Raw genomic sequence first — 17,186 nt, 5'->3', positions numbered from 1 at the left:
TCTAGTCGTTCAATTGTTGCAATGCAATATCGCGCTGGCCCGCAAAGTCAAATAGTACTGGCTGTTGAATCTTACCTAATGCCGCTTGGGCATTCGTGTCAGTTGGGGCGGCACCAAGACCTCTCGTATTGCTTTGCAAAGAGCTAAATTCACCAGAACGTAACTCATGGACTAATTCTGGCACCCGCTTAACGCCATAGCTTAACCATTCACGGACAGAGATTTCGTTGTTCTCTGGAAAGAAGTCTGCTTGACCAGAAGCTAACCCTTCTTTTGCCAAGCTGTAGCTTAGGTATCCGTGGTTTAGCTGGTCACTCTCTAATGCAAACTGTTCGGCTTGGCTGGCACTCAAGTAAAACATCTTTTTATCCCACGCGAGCTGGCCTAATCCTCGACTTCCCATCGGTCCAGGTTTAAATCCTTTTGAATCGAGCGCTCCTGCAGATTGACAAGCATCAACAATCATCACCATTGTTCCGACATCAACAGATTCTAAGAGACGAGTGAACTCAGTGCTGGATAGAGCACTTTGAAGAAGTGCCGGGTTGATCTCTCGACTATCGCCTTTGGCTATATCGCTGGTAAAGAAATAAAACTCTCCAGCGGCCAATAACCCGTGTCCAGAAAAACTAAATAAGATCAGGTCGTCTGGTGTTGCTTTAATGATGTTTTCCCAACCATGGATGCTCGGTAATGAGATGTCCTCTCCGGCGAGTCTTTGCATTACCTTGGTTAACGTTGTTTTTGTTGCATTCTTGAACTCGTGATCGGAGGTGAGTGGGATAGGGATGACGTTATAACCTTGCTCAATAAGCGATGAGGATGAGAGACGCTGTTGCATTTCCAATGCGTCGTTAGCGGCGTAAGTGAGGTCCCACGAGGCGTTGTTATACTGATTTACACCGACCGTAATGATATAGGCGCGTTTGTCTCGCTCGATATTGTGGACAGTTTGGTAAGGAATAACTAAGACCGGCGTTCGAATACCTTGCCTGTTAAACGCATAGGCACTGAATTCTATTGGCTCTTTATTAGGCGACGAGTTGTTTGATGATGGCAGCTGTATTTCGTTGAAGGTCACGATTTGTCGCCCCGCATGATCGATGTTTTTAACTCGGCCCACTAACTGGTTGTTTCTAAAAAGTTGAACTGAATCTATCCCTTCATCATCCGAATCAATAGTAAGATTGATCGTGACGGTCCCGTTGTTGTTGCTTACAAGCTTTTCTAAACCCAATACAGGTTGACGTGTATCAATGCTCTGTAGATCGATGGTCTCTGGAAACGCTTCAAAATTCAACGCCCTAACAAGCAGGGCTGGTTCGTAATACGCCTGCATGAAATTTTCAAGAGGCAAGGGTGTTAGCGGCTTGCTTTGTATTATCCATGAAGCGTTAGGAATATCGCCAGGAGCTGAACTATCGTATCTCCCTTCCTGATCGGTGACTAACCAACCGTTCTTTTCCATTAACATCAAGTTTACGATTGGTTCAAATGTATCAGGGTCTAAAAACAGTAAATTTTGCTCTGAGGTTATTGCGGTCAAATATTCACCATTGTCGCTGTAACGCATATCGTTAATAGAGTCATTAAGTACGACAAAGGGTTCTTTACTATCTTGTTCATTAACAATAAAACTGCGTGAGGCGGCGCGTACAACTCGATATTGCTCGTCGGAATGGGGAGGCATTATTAAAGCCGCAACGCGGCCTAACCGTTCTTGTTCTTTCGATACCACGCCATTGGTCAAGTCTATGCGTAACCAGCCATTTTCCGTTAAAAGTGAGAGCTTTTGTTCGTCAGCGATAACTTCGATCACATTGCCTACACTGATATTTGAATAACCAAAGTTAGGCGATTTGGATAGCGGTAATATTTCTAGGTTATCCTCAATTGATGCGCCATTTTCATAGCCAGTTATATTGAGTAATTGGAATTGGTCGTTGTCTATTTCACCCATTAACCTGACACCAAATCCAGTGCCGTTTTGATAGCTAGTCAATAGGTTTAACGCCCGATATTCGAGGTTGCGGACCATCTCTTGATAATGAAGGTTGTTATCTGCCCAAGTGAGCTGGGCGAGGGCAAGTCGTTTTTGACTTCCAACATAACCATTGTCTGATAACAACCACCATGTTGCGCCGACCTTAATTAGGTCCGTTGGTTTTTGATTCTGGCTTAGCTCAATGCTATCCAGTGCTAAGTTTTTAAGGTCAAGCACGGTTAGGTTATCAGCGAAGTCTGAGACCAGAAGAAGATGGGTATTATCCAGTTTCTCCATTATGGAATACCTATGGTTAAGGTGTTCTCCGGTTGGTAACTGACGCCCTGTCTCTAAGGACCAGAGCTGAATACCTTCCGTTGTTCTGAGAGCCATCAGTTTTTGGTCTTCGAACAGTGTGGATTGTAAAATTTTGCGGTTTCTTGCTCGCAATTCATTGATGAGTTGATTATTGGAACGGCGATAAATTGAATAACCGGATTCGGCTTTGGTGATTTTCACCCACTCGTTTGTTGCGCTGTTTTTTGCTGTAAATTGACCTTGATATGTACCGTTATCGGCTATTTCGGTAAGGGTTTCGCTATCAAAGTAGAGAATTATCTCTGGGACATCCCAGCTGCTTTTTACCAGTTCTACTTGCAACATATGATTGCTATCAGTACGTGCGATATATTGGGGTGTTGAAGGAAGCGCTGTTACTTGTTTAGCTCCACTATTGAGATCCCAACTGACCAATTCTGATTCAAAGCCAATAACGATTTTATTATTGGTGGTGAATTTGCCTATAAATGGCCTAGCAAGATGCTCAACACCGGAGATAAGCGTGCTGTGCTCAAACCTATCGATTCTATTAAAGTTGGCTGTGTCATAAATATCAATGGAAGCTTGGTCTAGAACCAATAATCTATTTTGTGTTTCTAGCCAATCAAAGTCGGCGACTTCACCAACCTCTTCCCCCGAGCTCCATGTCATCTGATCATGCTGCAAATCCCACTTCTGTAGATAGGAGCGAAAGCTGTTTTGTTCTTTGATCAGAGCGAAGAGTGTTGCCCCATCAGCAGAGAGTTGAAGCTTTAACACGTTTCCATTGGACAGCCTGATTTTCCTAATGGCGCGTCCGCTTGAGGGTTGAAATAGCCAGACTGAACCACCCGCAACGCTTGTTACCGCAAGGTCACTGTTTTGTGCCAATGAGAGTTGAGAAGCATGAACGAAACCCGTTTGACCATTATCGGAATCGCTATAGACCACAAGTTGCGCTGCAGAAGCGTTCTTCAGCGTAGAAGTGGAACTGATGACCATTCCCTGATGATAACCTTCTCTGACCATATAGACTCGGCTTACCAGTGCCGGATAAAACTGGTTAAGCCGCATCGGCTCAGAATCAGGCGTGATATAGAGTGCCTCTAGGTTACTTAACAACAAGGATTGGTTGATATCACCTTTAGCCAATAGTTGCATTATTCGATTTTTTGCTTCATCTCGTTGGCCTAGTGCAGATTGCAGCAGAGCGATGCTGAGTTGATACGTTGGCAAATGAAAATTGTTGGACTTTTTAGCCGCAGTTTCGAGTCGGATGAGTTGATCAAGGGATAATTGTAACTTGCCTTGTTTAAATAGTGCGATAGTCAGATTGTGTCTATAGCTGTCTTGGTAGGTATCTTTGTCTGCATCAATCAGTGCCTCGTTGAGCAGCTTTTCGGCTTGAGCCGCTTGACCATCGGCGATGAGAACGGCGCTGACAAAAAGCAGGTCGTCTTGCCTAAAGTCATTCAGTGGAAACAGAGAAAGAGTTTCTGCTGCTTCACTGGTCTTTTCTAATTGGTATAGATTGTGCGCTTTTTCGATAAAAAATCGGTAAATAAATGCCATTTCTGCCGGAACGTGCGAGTTTTTTCTGTTTGCTATTTGTATCGCTTCTGTCTGGGCTTTATTGAAATAGCGTTCTGCTGCTCTCACATCACCCATCATGTCTAGCAAAGAGGCTTGCAAGTGAAGGGCACTAAAGCGAAAGAACGGCGGGATTTCGTCAGATTCAAAAGACGTCAGTTGTTTTTGGAGGTGATGAAAAGTGTGTTCATTTAACGTGTTGCCATGTACGCCTGCTGAACGCAATTTAACCGAAAGTGTGAGGTCTGAATCTAGTTGGGAAGCAGCAGGTTGTTTGTCTACTCTCCATTCTAAGGCGTCTTCATGTTGCTGATATTGGTCGGTGCTGAGTTCGATATTGTACAATTGATAAATGTTCGCAATGTCGTTTTGTTCTCTTAAACTCGCTAAATAAGCGAGGAATCGGACGATAAGTGCTTCATTGTCTCTTTTTATTAATAATTCGTCGTAGCTCAATTGCAGAACCTGACTCTTGGTTATACTAAGGCGAAGCCAGATGCTCAGCTCTAACATCCTGATGGATTGGTTAAACAAGACACGTTTTTCTTTGTCAAAAGCGGCGATTCGAGTTTTGATATCTTGGGGTATCAGTGCTCTAAATGTGGCCACATCTAACTCCAGCCGTGGAGTTTCTGGATTTAGGCGACGAAACAGTGCGTTTTGCCAATATATGAGCGTATTGATGGTGCTTTTAGCCATCACACCTTCTTGTTTAGAAAGCTTGGTCACTTGATTGAGTGCTTTGTTCGCCCAAGCCGTAGCGTTATCTAAATCTATATAGGGGTTACGTTCATTTGAGGGATTCATGTTCCTTTGTGTATGCTCTGCAATATGGGTTATTAACCAACTCAATTGGAGATAGCTTTGCCACTGGTATTCAGGTGTTGATTCATAAAACTCAACGTGGGAATGTCGTTTTACAAGGCTTTCTTCGCACTGTTTAAGCGCTTGATTAGAGATCGCCATCATAGGGTAGTGCTGACCTAACTGAACTGGGTTTTGGCACTGGGGTGGCAGGTCAATATCGAGCCCCAGTAATGAGTATTCTGCCCATATATAGCCTGCGCTATTGCTGGTCAATTGCATTTGGGCATAATTGGCGCTGGCATAACTAGAAAAGACGGTCGAACAGAGCAGCAGAATGAGATAAGCTTTCTGACTCATTGATAAGAAAGATAATGTTGACCGACATTCCATCGTTTTTGTCTCCTTGAAGGCACTTTGCCTATTTCCACCAAACACTAGTTTCCACCAAATACCAGTTTCCCACCAATTACTCATTGTTCACTAAACACTAACTGTTCGTTACATACCAACGGTTTCCAACCTCTGGTCTGTACAAACTATTAGGTAACGGCAGGCGGGTTCTATATCTTCGCTTAATCTTAGTGACTTTAAAAGCGTCTACTCAGATCAAATGTATTTATGTTAACCCCATTACTTTATTAACGAATATTGTATGGAAACAGACATTAACTAGAAACGTTAGCGCATAATCGGTATAAATGAAGCGTTAATCGGATTGAAAAGAGATGAGATAGATATGAATGCCGCTAAGTTAGTCGTCGATTGTAAAAATGCACATGGTGAAAGTGTCATTTGGTGTGAAAACCGACAACAAGTTCTTTGGACAGATATTGAAGGCCGTTTTTTGTGGACATATTGTCCGACAACTCAGTGTGCTACATCTTACCCAATGCCAGATCGTTTGTGTGCATTTATGATTAGAAGTGACAATACTATTCTTGCTGGTTTTGACTGCTATATCGCAGTACTGGATCTTGACGGTAACAAGGTAGAGAAACAGTTTGATTTTGAGCCTGAGAATCCTTTTAGTCGATTAAATGATGGCAAATCTGATCGTCAAGGCAACTTTGTTGTGGGTGGAGCCAATGAATCAGATGATGATTCTTACACGACCTCAGTGATCAAAATTGATAAGGATCTAACGGTTCACACCCTCATTGAAGGTGTCACTTGCGCAAACAGTATTTGCTTTTCGCCTGATGGCAAAACGATGTACTTTACCGATACACCAACAAAAACAATCCTTGCCTATGATTACTCCCCCGATTGCACCCGATTATCTGCACCACGCATTCTCTATAAAGGAGAGGGCCGTTTTTCATTGCCAGACGGTTCCACGGTAGATGATGAAGGTTATATTTGGAATGCCGTTTGGTCTGGAAATGCCGTCATTCGTATCCATCCTATTACAGGTGAGATAGACAGAATCATTGAAGTTCCGACTAAAAACCCTACGTGCACGGCAATTGGAGGTAAGGGACGAAATACACTTTATATTACTTCTTCCCGGCAAGGATTATCAGAGCAAGAGCTCAAAGCTCGACCTGATTCTGGTGGTTTGTACGCCATTGAACTGTGACGTATTGAATTTCGCTACGATGAAAGTGTAAGAATTTACGCCTACCAAGCGTGATGAATGCCGTCAATATGCGAATTGATATTGGATGAAGCATAGAAATTACGTTAAAAAGAAAACAGTAGGTGATGCAACAAATATGCGACGTGAGCGTTAAAAGTTCGATAGGAATAAAGAATGAATCATAGACAAAAGAATCAAGTGGCTTTTGACAATAGTGGTAAGAACATTGAAGTGGGTGCCGCTGATCTGTGCCCAATGGATCCGGTTATTCTTGCGGCTACCAATGAGGCGTCAGACTATGTCATTCAAACCTTTCGATCAGGACTGACTGCGGAGGTGTATCGTCTTTGTATAGAAGGTAAAGATTATACCCTAAAAAAGAGACGTCTTAAGCCCGGCGTGAGCAATATAGATGGTCAGTACTCTTTTCTAAACGAGGTTCAAAGGCGACAAGATTTTTACCGTTTGAAACAAGATGAGCAGATAAAGAACGAGTTGGAATGCATTGTGGACACCGTTTATGCCAATTATCAGTTGGGGATAATTTTGTCTCCTTGGATAGAAGGTGAACAAATTACGGATGTAACCCCGCCGCTCATCGAGCAGCTTTTTAGCACCTTGATCGCCTGTGAAAAAGCCGGCTTTATGGAATGGGACTTATGCAGCGGCAATATGCTGGTGGATAATACGGGTAAATTAACGCTTTTTGATTTCGGATACATGTACCCAATGAGTCCTTCTACTGAGTTTAATAGTAACGGTTTGAGTGACCCTATATTTCATATGGTCGAACGTTTTGAAACGCGATTCTATTTTGGTTGGCTACTAACCAATAACGTATCCAAGCCTCGGCAGTTAGATAATTACAGGATTGTAAAACAGTTAGGCGTGAAAGCATTTGAAAGTAAGATTCGTTGGTTAGTTGAACAGAATGCGGATAACGTTGTGATTAATCACTTCGAACGAATTGTGAATAAATGGCGTGAAGCACTCACAAATAAGGAAGAGCTAGGCAAGTTATTTAGATTAGAATCCTTCCGTTCACATGTTCTGGATATAGAGGACGACTTGCATGGAAAAAGCTGTACATCAACAACCGCCATGCGTGTTGACTATGTCCTACACTGCCTTGAAGAGGATTATGATGATTTGTTGCAACAAGGTGGTTTTTTCTATCAGAACAGCGATAAGTCTAAGGATGAACTGATTCAGAGTTATAAAGAGAAACAGGTTCTAGTTGCTCGCTATCAAAGTAAGTAACGCATTATATCACTTTCTATGCTGTGTCTTATTTTCTGCTGTTTGCACCGACTATTTACCATTCCCTCCGTATATCGCCCATTTATCGCAAACACCAACACGTTTCCAATCTTAAGGTTAACCTTTCCATATTAACCATATGGAAAGGACAAATACATGAAATCGATTATCACAAGAAACTCAATCGTTGTTGGGCTTTTGTTTAGTAGTCAGGTTTTTGCTGTACCAAGTGAAGAACTCATTGGTCAATATAATCAAGCAGCTCAAGGCGATGAAGCTAAAGTCGAGGTTGTATACGAGCAACTGCAAAGCGATTTAGAGCGTAATGGCGCGGACGCGCTTAGTTTGGTTTATCTAGGCAGTACGCAAACACTGATGGGCCGTGATGCGTTTATGCCTTGGAACAAGATGAAACACACTGAACAGGGTTTAGCTACTATCGCTAAAGGGCTAGACCTGTTGGCTAGCGATACCACTTCCTTCGAGAAACAACCGGTCCGACAAGGCCTACCAGAATCAATTTTAAGCCGTGCCATTGCCGCTTCTACCTTTACTTCGCTTCCTGATATGTTTAATCATTTCGAACGAGGCTATGACCTTTATTTGGGTCTGCTGGCTGAAGAGCGCTTTACCTCTCAACCATTCGCGACCACCTCATGGATCTATTTCTACGCAGTAAAAGCCGCGATAAGAGCGGAAGATGCATCACAGGCGAAACGTTGGCTAGAAGAGATGAATAAGCGGGACAGCAACAATCCTATGACTCTACAAGCAGAAGCTGCTTTTTCGGAAATAAAGGTTTCACTTACGAACGTTGACCTAACCAAAGCTAAGCAAGTGGGATAAGGATAACGTTATGTTGAACTTTAATCAGATTAGCAAGCAGTATGCGCTTGGACACCAGAAAGTAGTCGCTTTAGACAAGGTCAGTGGTGCGATTTCTAAAGGCGAGATGTTGGCGCTGTGTGGTCCATCTGGCTCTGGGAAAAGCACCCTACTTAATATCCTAGGTTTATTGGATGTGGACTACTCCGGGTCGATTGAGCTTGATGGAATCGCTTATCCCAAACACCCGATCCACGCGGCAAAAATAAGACGTTCTCGGTTAGGGTTCGTTTTTCAAAAGTTCAATCTGGTTCCTGTAATGAGCGCGTGGGAAAACGTCGCTTATCCGTTGATGTTGAATGGCTATTCGCTGCGAGAGCAGAAGAGAAGAGCGGAAGCAATATTAGATAAAGTAGGATTAGGTGCGTTCTCACACCATCGACCAGATAACTTGTCTGGTGGGCAGCAACAGCGGGTTGCGATTGCACGGGCACTTGTACATCAACCAGAAATGGTGATTGCAGATGAACCGACAGCCAGTTTAGACAGCCACACCGCTTCTGTTGTTATCGATCAAATGAAATCATTGGGTCACGAAATGGGAACCACCTTTATTGTTGCCACGCATGACGAGCGAATGGCTCGTCACTGCGACAGGATAATTAACGTACAAGATGGAAAAATTGCGAATGAGGAGATGAAATGGGTCAGTTAATTTCACAACCGTTGCGTATCGCATTTTTAAATCTAACTCGGAATAGCCGTCGCAGTTTGCTCTCGATTCTCATTGTTAGTATTGCTGTATTCGCACTCACTTCCGCTGGTGGTTTTGGGCTGTATACATACCAATCATTGCAGGAGTCTACGGCGCGCGATACCGGGCACCTTACACTCAGCCAACCTGATTTTTTTGAACGAGATGAAGAGGTGCCATTAGCCAATGGGTTGACGGACAGCGACGACATTATCAAGAGCCTGTTGTCGAATGACTTGGTTCGAGGAATACAACCAAGAATAGAATTTACGGGCTTGGTCTCGAATGGTAACAAGTCGACTATTTTTGTGGGTACTGGTGTCAATGACAGAGAATTTGATATGAAAGGCCCATTTTTAGATGTTAGGAAAGGAAAGACCTTGTCTAATATTCTTTCTACTCGATACGACGCGTCAGAACCCGAAATTATGTTGGCAGTAGATTTGGCTAAGAACCTGAAAGTAACCACAGGTGATTGGGTTACCTTATTAGCAAGTACGAGTGAAGGCGCACTTAACGCGATTGATTTTAAGGTGCATGGTATTTATTCCACAGGGGTGCCTGAATTGGATAAGCGTCAGCTTTATCTACATATTCAATCGGCTCAGCAGTTACTTGATAGTGAAAAAGTGAGTACGTTGTCGGTGTTCTTGTTCGAAACAGCACAAACTCTAATTGCACAGGAGTGGGTAGAAAACGCATTGAGTAACATGGTTCTAGACCAACCTGCAGAAGTAACGCCATGGCAAGAGCGAGCGTTTTTCTACGTTAAGGTTAAGAACCTTTATGACCGTATATTCGGCATCATGGGTGCGGTTATGGGCTTGGTTGTCTTTGTTGCGATATTTAATACCATGACGATGTCGGTAACAGAAAGAACCCGCGAAATTGGTACCCTATCTGCGTTAGGTACTTATCCGCGAGAGATTGTCTCTGGCTTCGTTCGAGAATCTATTATGCTTGCGGCTATCGGCTCGCTGTTAGGAGGCATCGCTACCGCACTGACAAGTTTATTCCTCACCTTTTCAGATATCCAAATGCCACCACCACCGGGCAGTACGGAAGGGTACCCTTTGAATATCTACTTCTCTTTTGAGCTCTTTACCTATAGTGGGTTTGGCGTTCTTATCATCTGTGTCACAGCCGCGTGGTTATCGGCACGAAACGGTGTGAAGAAACCCATTACGGAGGCACTAATCTATGTCTAAGTACGGTCAAATAAAACTGAAGATCGCCATGTTGCTTTTTGTTCTTAATGCCATTTTCGTTGGTCAAAGTATCGCGAATGATGTCGCTGACATGGTTAAAAGAGCCGATGAGTACAGATTAGATTCTTCCTCATCAAAGGTGGTTTCTAAAGTGACCCTTTTCGAACATGACCAGATTGATAAGACGCGAGAGTATCATGTCTATACTAGGCCGAATCGTGAATCGTTAGTGGTATTTAAATCAGCGGTAGAAGCAGGACAAAAAATGCTGATGTTAGGCGACAATTACTGGCTAGTGATGCCCAAAAGCCGTCGTCCTATTCGAATTACTCCAATGCAGAAACTATTGGGGGAGGCATCAATAGGTGATATCTCGACCCTGACTTGGAGTGATGACTATCAAGCAACAATGGTGGGAACAGAGAGTATCATCACTCAAGAAAAGTTGAGCGTTGATACCCACAAGTTGAACCTAATTGCGACGACAAAAGGGGCGAGTTATCAACGAATCGACTTATGGGTAGATGTAATTAAGGGCTTCCCTATTAAAGCCGATCTTTATCTCCGTTCAGGGAAACTCGCAAAACAAGCTCAGTTTACTCAAGGGGAAAGAGAAGGCAGGTTGCAAGTGGTGGCGATGACCTTGATTGATAAAATTCAACCCGCTAAAAAAACCATTATCGAATATCAAAGCATTATGCCGATAACCTTGGAAGATAAGTATTACAGTCCTGCGTATTTGACTCGTAATTCAAAACTGGATTTATAGCATGAATAAAGGCCTAGCTATTGCGGCTATTCTCAGCCTCTACTCGCATCTATTGCGAGCAGAGGAACCTACTTTTCAATGGGATTGGATACTTAGTACAACGACGACTAAGTACCAAGACTCACTGTTGTTTGGTGAGCCGACAGAGTCGCAGAGCCAACGTGTTGATGGTTTGATCGACGTTCAGATTGATTGGGAACGCTGGACCGGTCTTTTTGCTGCGAATGGTCAGAGAATGTGGAGCAGTGATGATAGCCAATCTTTTGATGGAGATATTGTCATTCAAGAGCTTTTTTGGCAGGGCGAGTTAGATAATGGATTTCTCCCTGTGGACGTGACGTTAGGTAAATTAAGACTTGATTGGGGAGTCGGTTATGGCTTTCGTCCGTTAGATATATTTAAGCCCTATCGGCGTAACCCTATAGGGATCCAAGTAGAGGAAGGGGCTGGCACGGCGCTCGTCTCCTATTTTGATGCGCTAGGAGAATGGAGCGTTGTGTATACCGATTCGTCTTGGACTCAACAACAGGGTTATCCAATAGAAGAGCAATCACAACAACAAGGAATCGGTGTAAGGCGTTATGCTCTGAAAAACAGCAATGAGTGGCAGGTGATCGCATACTATGATGATGTTCGAAAAGGGCTTTTAGCCGGCTCATTGGTAACGGTGTTAGATCAATCATGGGAATTTCATAGCTCTGCTGTCTTTCAAAGAGAGCACCTTAGTATCGAACAGGGTGAACAACTGTCTCCGGTCGAGTTGACTCATTCTGACGACAGTTTTCAAGTGTTGATGGGTGTCAACTGGGCGAGCAGCCAAGGCCACAATATAATAGTAGAATATTGGTATGATGACCGAAGTTGGGGAAAAGACGAGTGGTCTCAGGCATTCGAAAGGGTAGAAGCGCTAGATCAAGATACGTCAACGCAGTCTATTGCTCGTTCCTATGCCAGTGGATTGAACCTACCGAATTTAATGAAACATAGCGTCATGTTTCATTGGGCGTTAGATTCAAGTAGCTGGAGCCATTGGGATTGGAGTCGCGATAGATTGTGGCTCGACAATATTGAGCCAACCTTTGATCTGCTCTATTCACCTGAAGATGGTGGTTTAATCGCAACGCAATGGGTAAATTATCATGCCTATGATTCAGGGTATGCGGCTTTTGATGTAGAGTTAGCCGCCAGATTATTAACCGGGAAAAGCCGTTCATTGTATGCAAATTTATCAGATAAGCATATGATTCTATTAAATCTTAAAGGGAAATTTTAATGGCTAAGAGTAAGTGTGATGCCAATGGTTGGATAAACAGCATCGTCTTAACGACTTTTTTCTGCACTATCATTGCTTTTGCGACACAGGCTATTTGGGGTAACGCGCTATTTGACCACTTTATTATCAGTTTCGGTTTTGGATACAGTGCTGTGTTTACTGCCCACCTGCTTAGCCGTTATCAACCTCAACTCTCTCCACGATATGTCAGCCTATTCTCGTTAGGGTTATCAATGCTGTTCGGGACGGCCAATGCCTACTTCTGGCTAAATCAATATGCAGACCTTGATGACACTGCGCAATTGAAACCCATTATCTTTCTTGGTTTTATTTTTACTACGGCCTGTTTCTTTTATTTTCACAGCCAAGAGCAAAAATTGGCAGCGCAAAAGGAATTGGAGGTCGCTAAGCGCAAGCAATCGGAACACGAAAAAGCACTGATTTTAAGCCAATTAAAACAGCTTCAAAGTCAGATAGAACCACATTTCTTATTCAATACTCTCGCTAATATAAACACCTTAATAGAACATGACCCGGCGAGCGCGCGTCTTATGTTGGAACGTTTAACAGAATTACTGAGAGAAACCTTGAAAAGCAGTCGAGAACCGTTTACGACGTTACAACGAGACCTTTCTTATATCGATGCTTATCTCGCAATACAAAAAATTCGTTTGGGTGAAAGGCTGAATTACTCGATTTCAAATCATATGGATAACGAGGTCCACCTCCCACCATTTTTGTTACAACCTTTAGTCGAGAATGCCATTCAACACGGTATAGAACCGCTTAAGAATGGCGGAGAAATTGAGATAAAAGTAAGTCAAGTGGAACACGATATCCTCATAGAAGTTATTGATAACGGGGCCGGACTTACAGGCTCCTCAACCCATATAGGTCACGGAGTAGGGCTAGATAATATTCGCCAGCGTTTACAAGCATTGTTCGCCGGAAAGGCAACACTAACCATTTCGGAATCAGTATCTGGCGGTGTGCAAGCTAGGCTAAGAATAGCCATATCTGCGTTACGTATGCTAGAGGAGGCAACAGATGAAAGCGTCTGATTTTACGGCCATTATCGCGGATGATGAACCATTGTTAAGGTTTCATCTGAATAAGGCTCTTGCTGATCTTTGGCCAGAGCTAGAGATAAAAGCGCTTGCGGAAAATGGGCAACAAGCGCTTGAACTAATTGAACAACACAAACCTGATATCGTCTTTCTGGATATCAAAATGCCAGTATTAGATGGTATGTCGGTCGCTACTAGGATCACAAAAGAGGAACATGCACCGTATATTGTTTTCGTCACGGCGTACGACGAATTTGCTGTACAAGCCTTCGAAGCGAATGCGGTGGATTACCTGCTTAAACCGTTGTCTGATGTTCGTTTGGACCAATGTGTTAGGAAGGTAAAGGCTCGATTAACAGAGCAAAAACCACCTGTTTCGGTGGAGTTGACGACCTTAATGAGCCAAATACAGGCACTCACCGCTAAAGCTCAACCAAGTTACTTAACATGGATTAAAGCCAGTAAAGGTGACGATATTCATTTGATATCTATCTCGGAAATACTTTACTTCAAAGCAGAAGATAAGTATGTGTCGCTTTACAAGAACGAAGACGGTAGTTGTATTGAATACCTTTTGCGCACGTCACTTAAAGAGTTAATATTGCAGCTCGACCCAGATATGTTTTGGCAAATTCATCGTTCAACGGTTGTGAATGTGTCCGCCATCGAGAAAGTGAAGAAGGATTTCAAAGGAAAGATGATGGTGACAATTGGCGTGACGAAATTACCAGTAAGCCGTGCCATGCAAAGTTTGTTTACTAATAATTTGTAAAGGTGATTGGTAGGGTTACATGGCGATGAAACTCAGGGTAAATCATCAACAAGCGCCTATGATGTTATAGGCGTAGAATTAACTTCTTGCCATTGCTGCCAACCATACTACCCAACTGAGGCTATGCAACCAACCTGCGACAGCTATTTTCAGCCAAATTCTTGCTCTTTTTTTATCTGTGTAAATGAGAGATTTTACCAGTTCGAAAACAGGAAAAAACATGACCAATATGAGCAAAAGCGGTGGAATTATATGACCGATGTTTGGGCCCATAGACAGCACCATGGTGCCGCTAGCAATGATCGTAAGTACAAAAAAGAGCATCAGTTTGATACGGTAACTACGGTGTACCCATATCGCATACAAAACATAGGTGTAAGCAAGCAATGCCGCGTAAGGCAGATTGAGTATGTAATCGATCTTTACCATCGAAAAAGGCAATAGGTTCCATAGATTCATTATTGATCTTCTTGTTCATGCATCTGCCAGTAAGTCCCTTCTTTCTTGGTCATTTTTTTCAAGGATCGTTTGGCCGGCGGAATACCTCGTAAATGGTCTACCAAGTCCTTTATCACTGGCAGTTTATTGGCATAATAAGAATGAGATTCTGGGATACTCCAAGGTGCCGCATTGAGTTCGCTTGTGTCAACGATATCAAAGTTATCAACGAGGCTAACAGGCATACCTAAACGCCTAACTTGGTTGACTTTTTCTGATGCAATCAAGGCTCCATCGTTTTCAGATGTATAGATAGCCCAGTTGGCGGCAAGTCGATTTATTCGTGGGGCCAACTGATATTGAAACCACTCACTGTCAACATCTGGCGCTGCAAGAATAACGCTACCAAATTGGAGCGACTTACTTTGCTCCTGTAGTGCGAGTTCGTTAAGTGCATTGAGTAGAACTTGGTTCCCCATGCTATGGGCGACTATATGAATGTTGGCATCGGGGAATTGGCTATCGAGTGTAGTTAAGAAGTCAGCCAAGTAAGTCGCGCTCCAGATAGCGTCTTCACGATCGGAAGCGTAACCAAGTAGAGAGGCATTTGACGGCCATGAGAATAAGACAGGGACACCAGAGTAATCAAAGTCGTATGCCATTTGAGCGGTACGTTTTATCGCAGACCCAAAAGCAACGTTATAACCGTGTATATAAACAATAATGCTCTGCTTCCATTCACCAACCCCTTGTTCAACGGGGAGAGAGGTCCAAAAATCATTAACACTCATTTCGGTCACTGATTGAATCAGCACATGGTCGTTGGACTGCTTCAACCATTTAATCGATAAGAATGGTTGCTCAATATGGCCTTTCTTATGGTTTTTGGGAATGGAAACCTTCGCCATTCCCATATGAAGCGGCTGTGTTATATCTCTCAGTGCCCCGTAGTACTTGTCGTTTTCTTTTTCTGGGGAGCGAGTGGTGCCGTAATAAACGGTTTGTACGTAAAACTCTTTTTCATTCACGCTACGAGATGTAGGCAGAGGTTGGGCAACCGCGATGTTTTGTGCTAACTCAGTCATTGTTTCGAAAAGCTCATCAGGTTGAGATTTACCAGCCAAAACATAAGCCGCATTTTGTAGCTCGATAATTTGGTCAAAAGAAAATCCCATGTCTGTAACAAAATGGGCATCAGGCGATAGCGGTATTTCGTCATTAATTACTTGCCTAACTGCGCGAGCGACAAATTCTAAATCTGTATTGAGGGAATCGCAGGAAGTCGCAATGACAGTGATGTCACTCTTTTTACCCTGTCGTTGAATGGTAAATAACCCTAGTGCATCTTGATCGGCATCTAACGTGGTAAGCCAAATAATAGTGTCCAAGCTGTCGTGTTGAGATAGGACAGAAAATGGATTTTCGTGCGTCACCAGAGCCAGTTTGTTTTTTCCGGCCAACAGGTGTGCGAAATCTTCTGACACGAAACATTTTGAATCAGAGGAAGCCATTGAGTAGGTAGCAATGAGACTTAAAAATACGCCCATAATGTGGCGATAAAACCGTTTCGAATGACGGGGCATACTTTCCTCCATGAATAGTGACCTTGCGCACGATGTGACCGTATCGTTGCGTGTTTGCTTTGGTTTGCTAAATATATTATTAGGCTAATAGTAAAATAGGGCAAACAAAAACGTTATTGATTAGTAGGCATATAAATTTTATTTGCTACACTTTGAAAGTGATTTTGTAGGCTAAGACGATCCGAGTTATCTCTTTAGCCAATGATTATCACCAACGTAGTGGTGTAAATATTTGTTTAAAAGGAATTAAAAATGAAAAATAAAGTATTATTGTTGTCCACGCTCGTTATTTTCTCCCCGTTCTCATTAGCTAAAGCACCAAACATTAAAGAAGACGTAAAGGCGGAGCCTAAGTCGACGATATCCAATCTTGCTGTCGCTAAGCAACTGGGTCAAATTGGTATGGCGCAAAAAGATCCATTGTTACTAATTTCTGCTGCGAAGCTCTACAAAATGACGGCCATTGAAGAGAAAAAACTTGAAAGAAAAAGCCAAGGAGGCGAAAAGTCAGAAAAAGAGTCAGTCAGTCTAAACAGTGCTGAAGCACTATTGGAAGCGGCAACGGACCTTTCTGGTGATAACAAAGCTTATATAGCGATGATAAAAGAAGTAGAAGGCCTTAAAACGCGAGGTAAAATGGGGGGCTCAGAAATACACTACGACACAATCGATGCAAAGGGAATACACGAGTACGTGATCGATTATTACGGTGATGAGATAGCGGAATTATTGGTTGTAGGTGATGGTGATACAGACTTGGATTTGCGCGTATTCGATGAGTATGGAAATCTGGTTTGCGAAGATGCGGATTATAGCGACACAATGTATTGCGCTTGGGTCCCTATTCTCAATGGTCCTTTTGTGATTGAAGTAACTAATCATGGTCGAGTCTATAATGAGTACGCATTAATATCTAACTAAAGCCCGCCAACTAATATCTGGGTATCTAGGTTACGAGG

Annotated in this window: 13 protein-coding genes; 10 read left to right on the top strand and 3 right to left on the bottom strand. The window is 43.0% G+C overall.

Annotated elements, in window-relative coordinates:
- Position 1: 1 nt before the first annotated feature.
- The gene (locus AACW90_RS15145; RefSeq protein ID WP_390235963.1) at positions 2–5,173 is read right to left on the bottom strand and encodes a caspase family protein; all 5,172 of its coding nucleotides are present in this window, start codon (positions 5,171–5,173) and stop codon (positions 2–4) included.
- Positions 5,174–5,435: 262 nt separating this feature from the next.
- Between AACW90_RS15145 and AACW90_RS15140 the strand changes: the two genes are divergently transcribed.
- From AACW90_RS15140 to AACW90_RS15100, 9 genes are all read left to right on the top strand, one after another.
- The gene (locus AACW90_RS15140) at positions 5,436–6,278 is read left to right on the top strand and encodes an SMP-30/gluconolactonase/LRE family protein (RefSeq protein WP_390235961.1); all 843 of its coding nucleotides are present in this window, start codon (positions 5,436–5,438) and stop codon (positions 6,276–6,278) included.
- A gap of 174 nt (positions 6,279–6,452) precedes the next feature.
- Complete coding sequence (locus AACW90_RS15135; RefSeq protein ID WP_390235959.1) at positions 6,453–7,538, top strand: protein kinase family protein; 1,086 nt, start codon at positions 6,453–6,455, stop codon at positions 7,536–7,538.
- 156 nt (positions 7,539–7,694) lie between these two features.
- Positions 7,695–8,384: a hypothetical protein gene (locus AACW90_RS15130; protein WP_390235957.1), complete on the top strand. Its 690-nt coding sequence runs from the start codon at positions 7,695–7,697 to the stop codon at positions 8,382–8,384.
- Positions 8,385–8,394: 10 nt separating this feature from the next.
- Complete coding sequence (locus AACW90_RS15125) at positions 8,395–9,078, top strand: ABC transporter ATP-binding protein (protein ID WP_390235954.1); 684 nt, start codon at positions 8,395–8,397, stop codon at positions 9,076–9,078.
- Complete coding sequence (locus AACW90_RS15120) at positions 9,066–10,325, top strand: ABC transporter permease (RefSeq protein ID WP_390235952.1); 1,260 nt, start codon at positions 9,066–9,068, stop codon at positions 10,323–10,325. The genes AACW90_RS15125 and AACW90_RS15120 overlap by 13 nt, the downstream gene beginning before the upstream one ends.
- Before the next feature lie 28 nt (positions 10,326–10,353).
- Positions 10,354–11,094 carry an outer membrane lipoprotein-sorting protein gene (locus AACW90_RS15115; RefSeq protein ID WP_390236323.1) on the top strand — a complete coding sequence of 247 codons (741 nt, stop codon included), beginning with the start codon at positions 10,354–10,356 and terminating at the stop codon, positions 11,092–11,094.
- Between the two features lies 1 nt (position 11,095).
- Positions 11,096–12,367, top strand: coding sequence for a hypothetical protein (locus AACW90_RS15110; RefSeq protein WP_390235950.1), 1,272 nt, complete (start codon positions 11,096–11,098; stop codon positions 12,365–12,367).
- Positions 12,367–13,428 carry a sensor histidine kinase gene (locus tag AACW90_RS15105; protein WP_390235947.1) on the top strand — a complete coding sequence of 354 codons (1,062 nt, stop codon included), beginning with the start codon at positions 12,367–12,369 and terminating at the stop codon, positions 13,426–13,428. The genes AACW90_RS15110 and AACW90_RS15105 overlap by 1 nt, the downstream gene beginning before the upstream one ends.
- Positions 13,415–14,206, top strand: a complete 792-nt coding sequence (locus AACW90_RS15100; protein WP_390235945.1) for a LytR/AlgR family response regulator transcription factor — start codon at positions 13,415–13,417, stop codon at positions 14,204–14,206. The genes AACW90_RS15105 and AACW90_RS15100 overlap by 14 nt, the downstream gene beginning before the upstream one ends.
- Before the next feature lie 78 nt (positions 14,207–14,284).
- Here AACW90_RS15100 and AACW90_RS15095 read toward each other — a convergent pair whose 3' ends face one another.
- Both AACW90_RS15095 and AACW90_RS15090 read right to left on the bottom strand, forming a co-directional pair.
- On the bottom strand, positions 14,285–14,665 hold the full coding sequence (locus AACW90_RS15095; protein ID WP_390235943.1) for a hypothetical protein: 381 nt from the start codon (positions 14,663–14,665) through the stop codon (positions 14,285–14,287).
- A complete protein-coding gene (locus AACW90_RS15090; RefSeq protein ID WP_390235941.1) occupies positions 14,665–16,227 on the bottom strand; it encodes an alpha/beta hydrolase in 1,563 nt (520 codons plus the stop codon). Before AACW90_RS15090 ends, AACW90_RS15095 begins: the two co-directional genes overlap by 1 nt.
- Before the next feature lie 252 nt (positions 16,228–16,479).
- Here AACW90_RS15090 and AACW90_RS15085 point away from each other — a divergent pair, with 252 nt between their 5' ends.
- The gene (locus tag AACW90_RS15085) at positions 16,480–17,148 is read left to right on the top strand and encodes a hypothetical protein (RefSeq protein WP_390235938.1); all 669 of its coding nucleotides are present in this window, start codon (positions 16,480–16,482) and stop codon (positions 17,146–17,148) included.
- The last annotated feature ends 38 nt before the right edge of the window (positions 17,149–17,186 follow it).

The sequence above is a fragment of the Vibrio frigidus genome, assembly GCF_042465995.1.
Taxonomy (GTDB): Bacteria; Pseudomonadota; Gammaproteobacteria; order Enterobacterales; family Vibrionaceae; genus Vibrio.
This window is presented reverse-complemented; position numbering and strand designations above follow the sequence as displayed.

What these genes read in the sequence shown, in the direction of transcription:
- AACW90_RS15140 (WP_390235961.1), top strand. Translation starts at nt 5,436, where the DNA reads ATGAATGCCGCTAAGTTAGTCGTCGATTGTAAAAATGCACATGGTGAA.
- AACW90_RS15085 (WP_390235938.1), top strand. Translation starts at nt 16,480, where the DNA reads ATGAAAAATAAAGTATTATTGTTGTCCACGCTCGTTATTTTCTCCCCG.
- AACW90_RS15095 (WP_390235943.1), bottom strand. Translation starts at nt 14,665, where the DNA reads ATGAATCTATGGAACCTATTGCCTTTTTCGATGGTAAAGATCGATTAC.
- AACW90_RS15090 (WP_390235941.1), bottom strand. Translation starts at nt 16,227, where the DNA reads ATGCCCCGTCATTCGAAACGGTTTTATCGCCACATTATGGGCGTATTT.
- AACW90_RS15115 (WP_390236323.1), top strand. Translation starts at nt 10,354, where the DNA reads ATGTTGCTTTTTGTTCTTAATGCCATTTTCGTTGGTCAAAGTATCGCG.
- AACW90_RS15120 (WP_390235952.1), top strand. Translation starts at nt 9,066, where the DNA reads ATGGGTCAGTTAATTTCACAACCGTTGCGTATCGCATTTTTAAATCTA.
- AACW90_RS15110 (WP_390235950.1), top strand. Translation starts at nt 11,096, where the DNA reads ATGAATAAAGGCCTAGCTATTGCGGCTATTCTCAGCCTCTACTCGCAT.
- AACW90_RS15105 (WP_390235947.1), top strand. Translation starts at nt 12,367, where the DNA reads ATGGCTAAGAGTAAGTGTGATGCCAATGGTTGGATAAACAGCATCGTC.
- AACW90_RS15135 (WP_390235959.1), top strand. Translation starts at nt 6,453, where the DNA reads ATGAATCATAGACAAAAGAATCAAGTGGCTTTTGACAATAGTGGTAAG.
- AACW90_RS15125 (WP_390235954.1), top strand. Translation starts at nt 8,395, where the DNA reads ATGTTGAACTTTAATCAGATTAGCAAGCAGTATGCGCTTGGACACCAG.
- AACW90_RS15145 (WP_390235963.1), bottom strand. Translation starts at nt 5,173, where the DNA reads ATGAGTAATTGGTGGGAAACTGGTATTTGGTGGAAACTAGTGTTTGGT.
- AACW90_RS15100 (WP_390235945.1), top strand. Translation starts at nt 13,415, where the DNA reads ATGAAAGCGTCTGATTTTACGGCCATTATCGCGGATGATGAACCATTG.
- AACW90_RS15130 (WP_390235957.1), top strand. Translation starts at nt 7,695, where the DNA reads ATGAAATCGATTATCACAAGAAACTCAATCGTTGTTGGGCTTTTGTTT.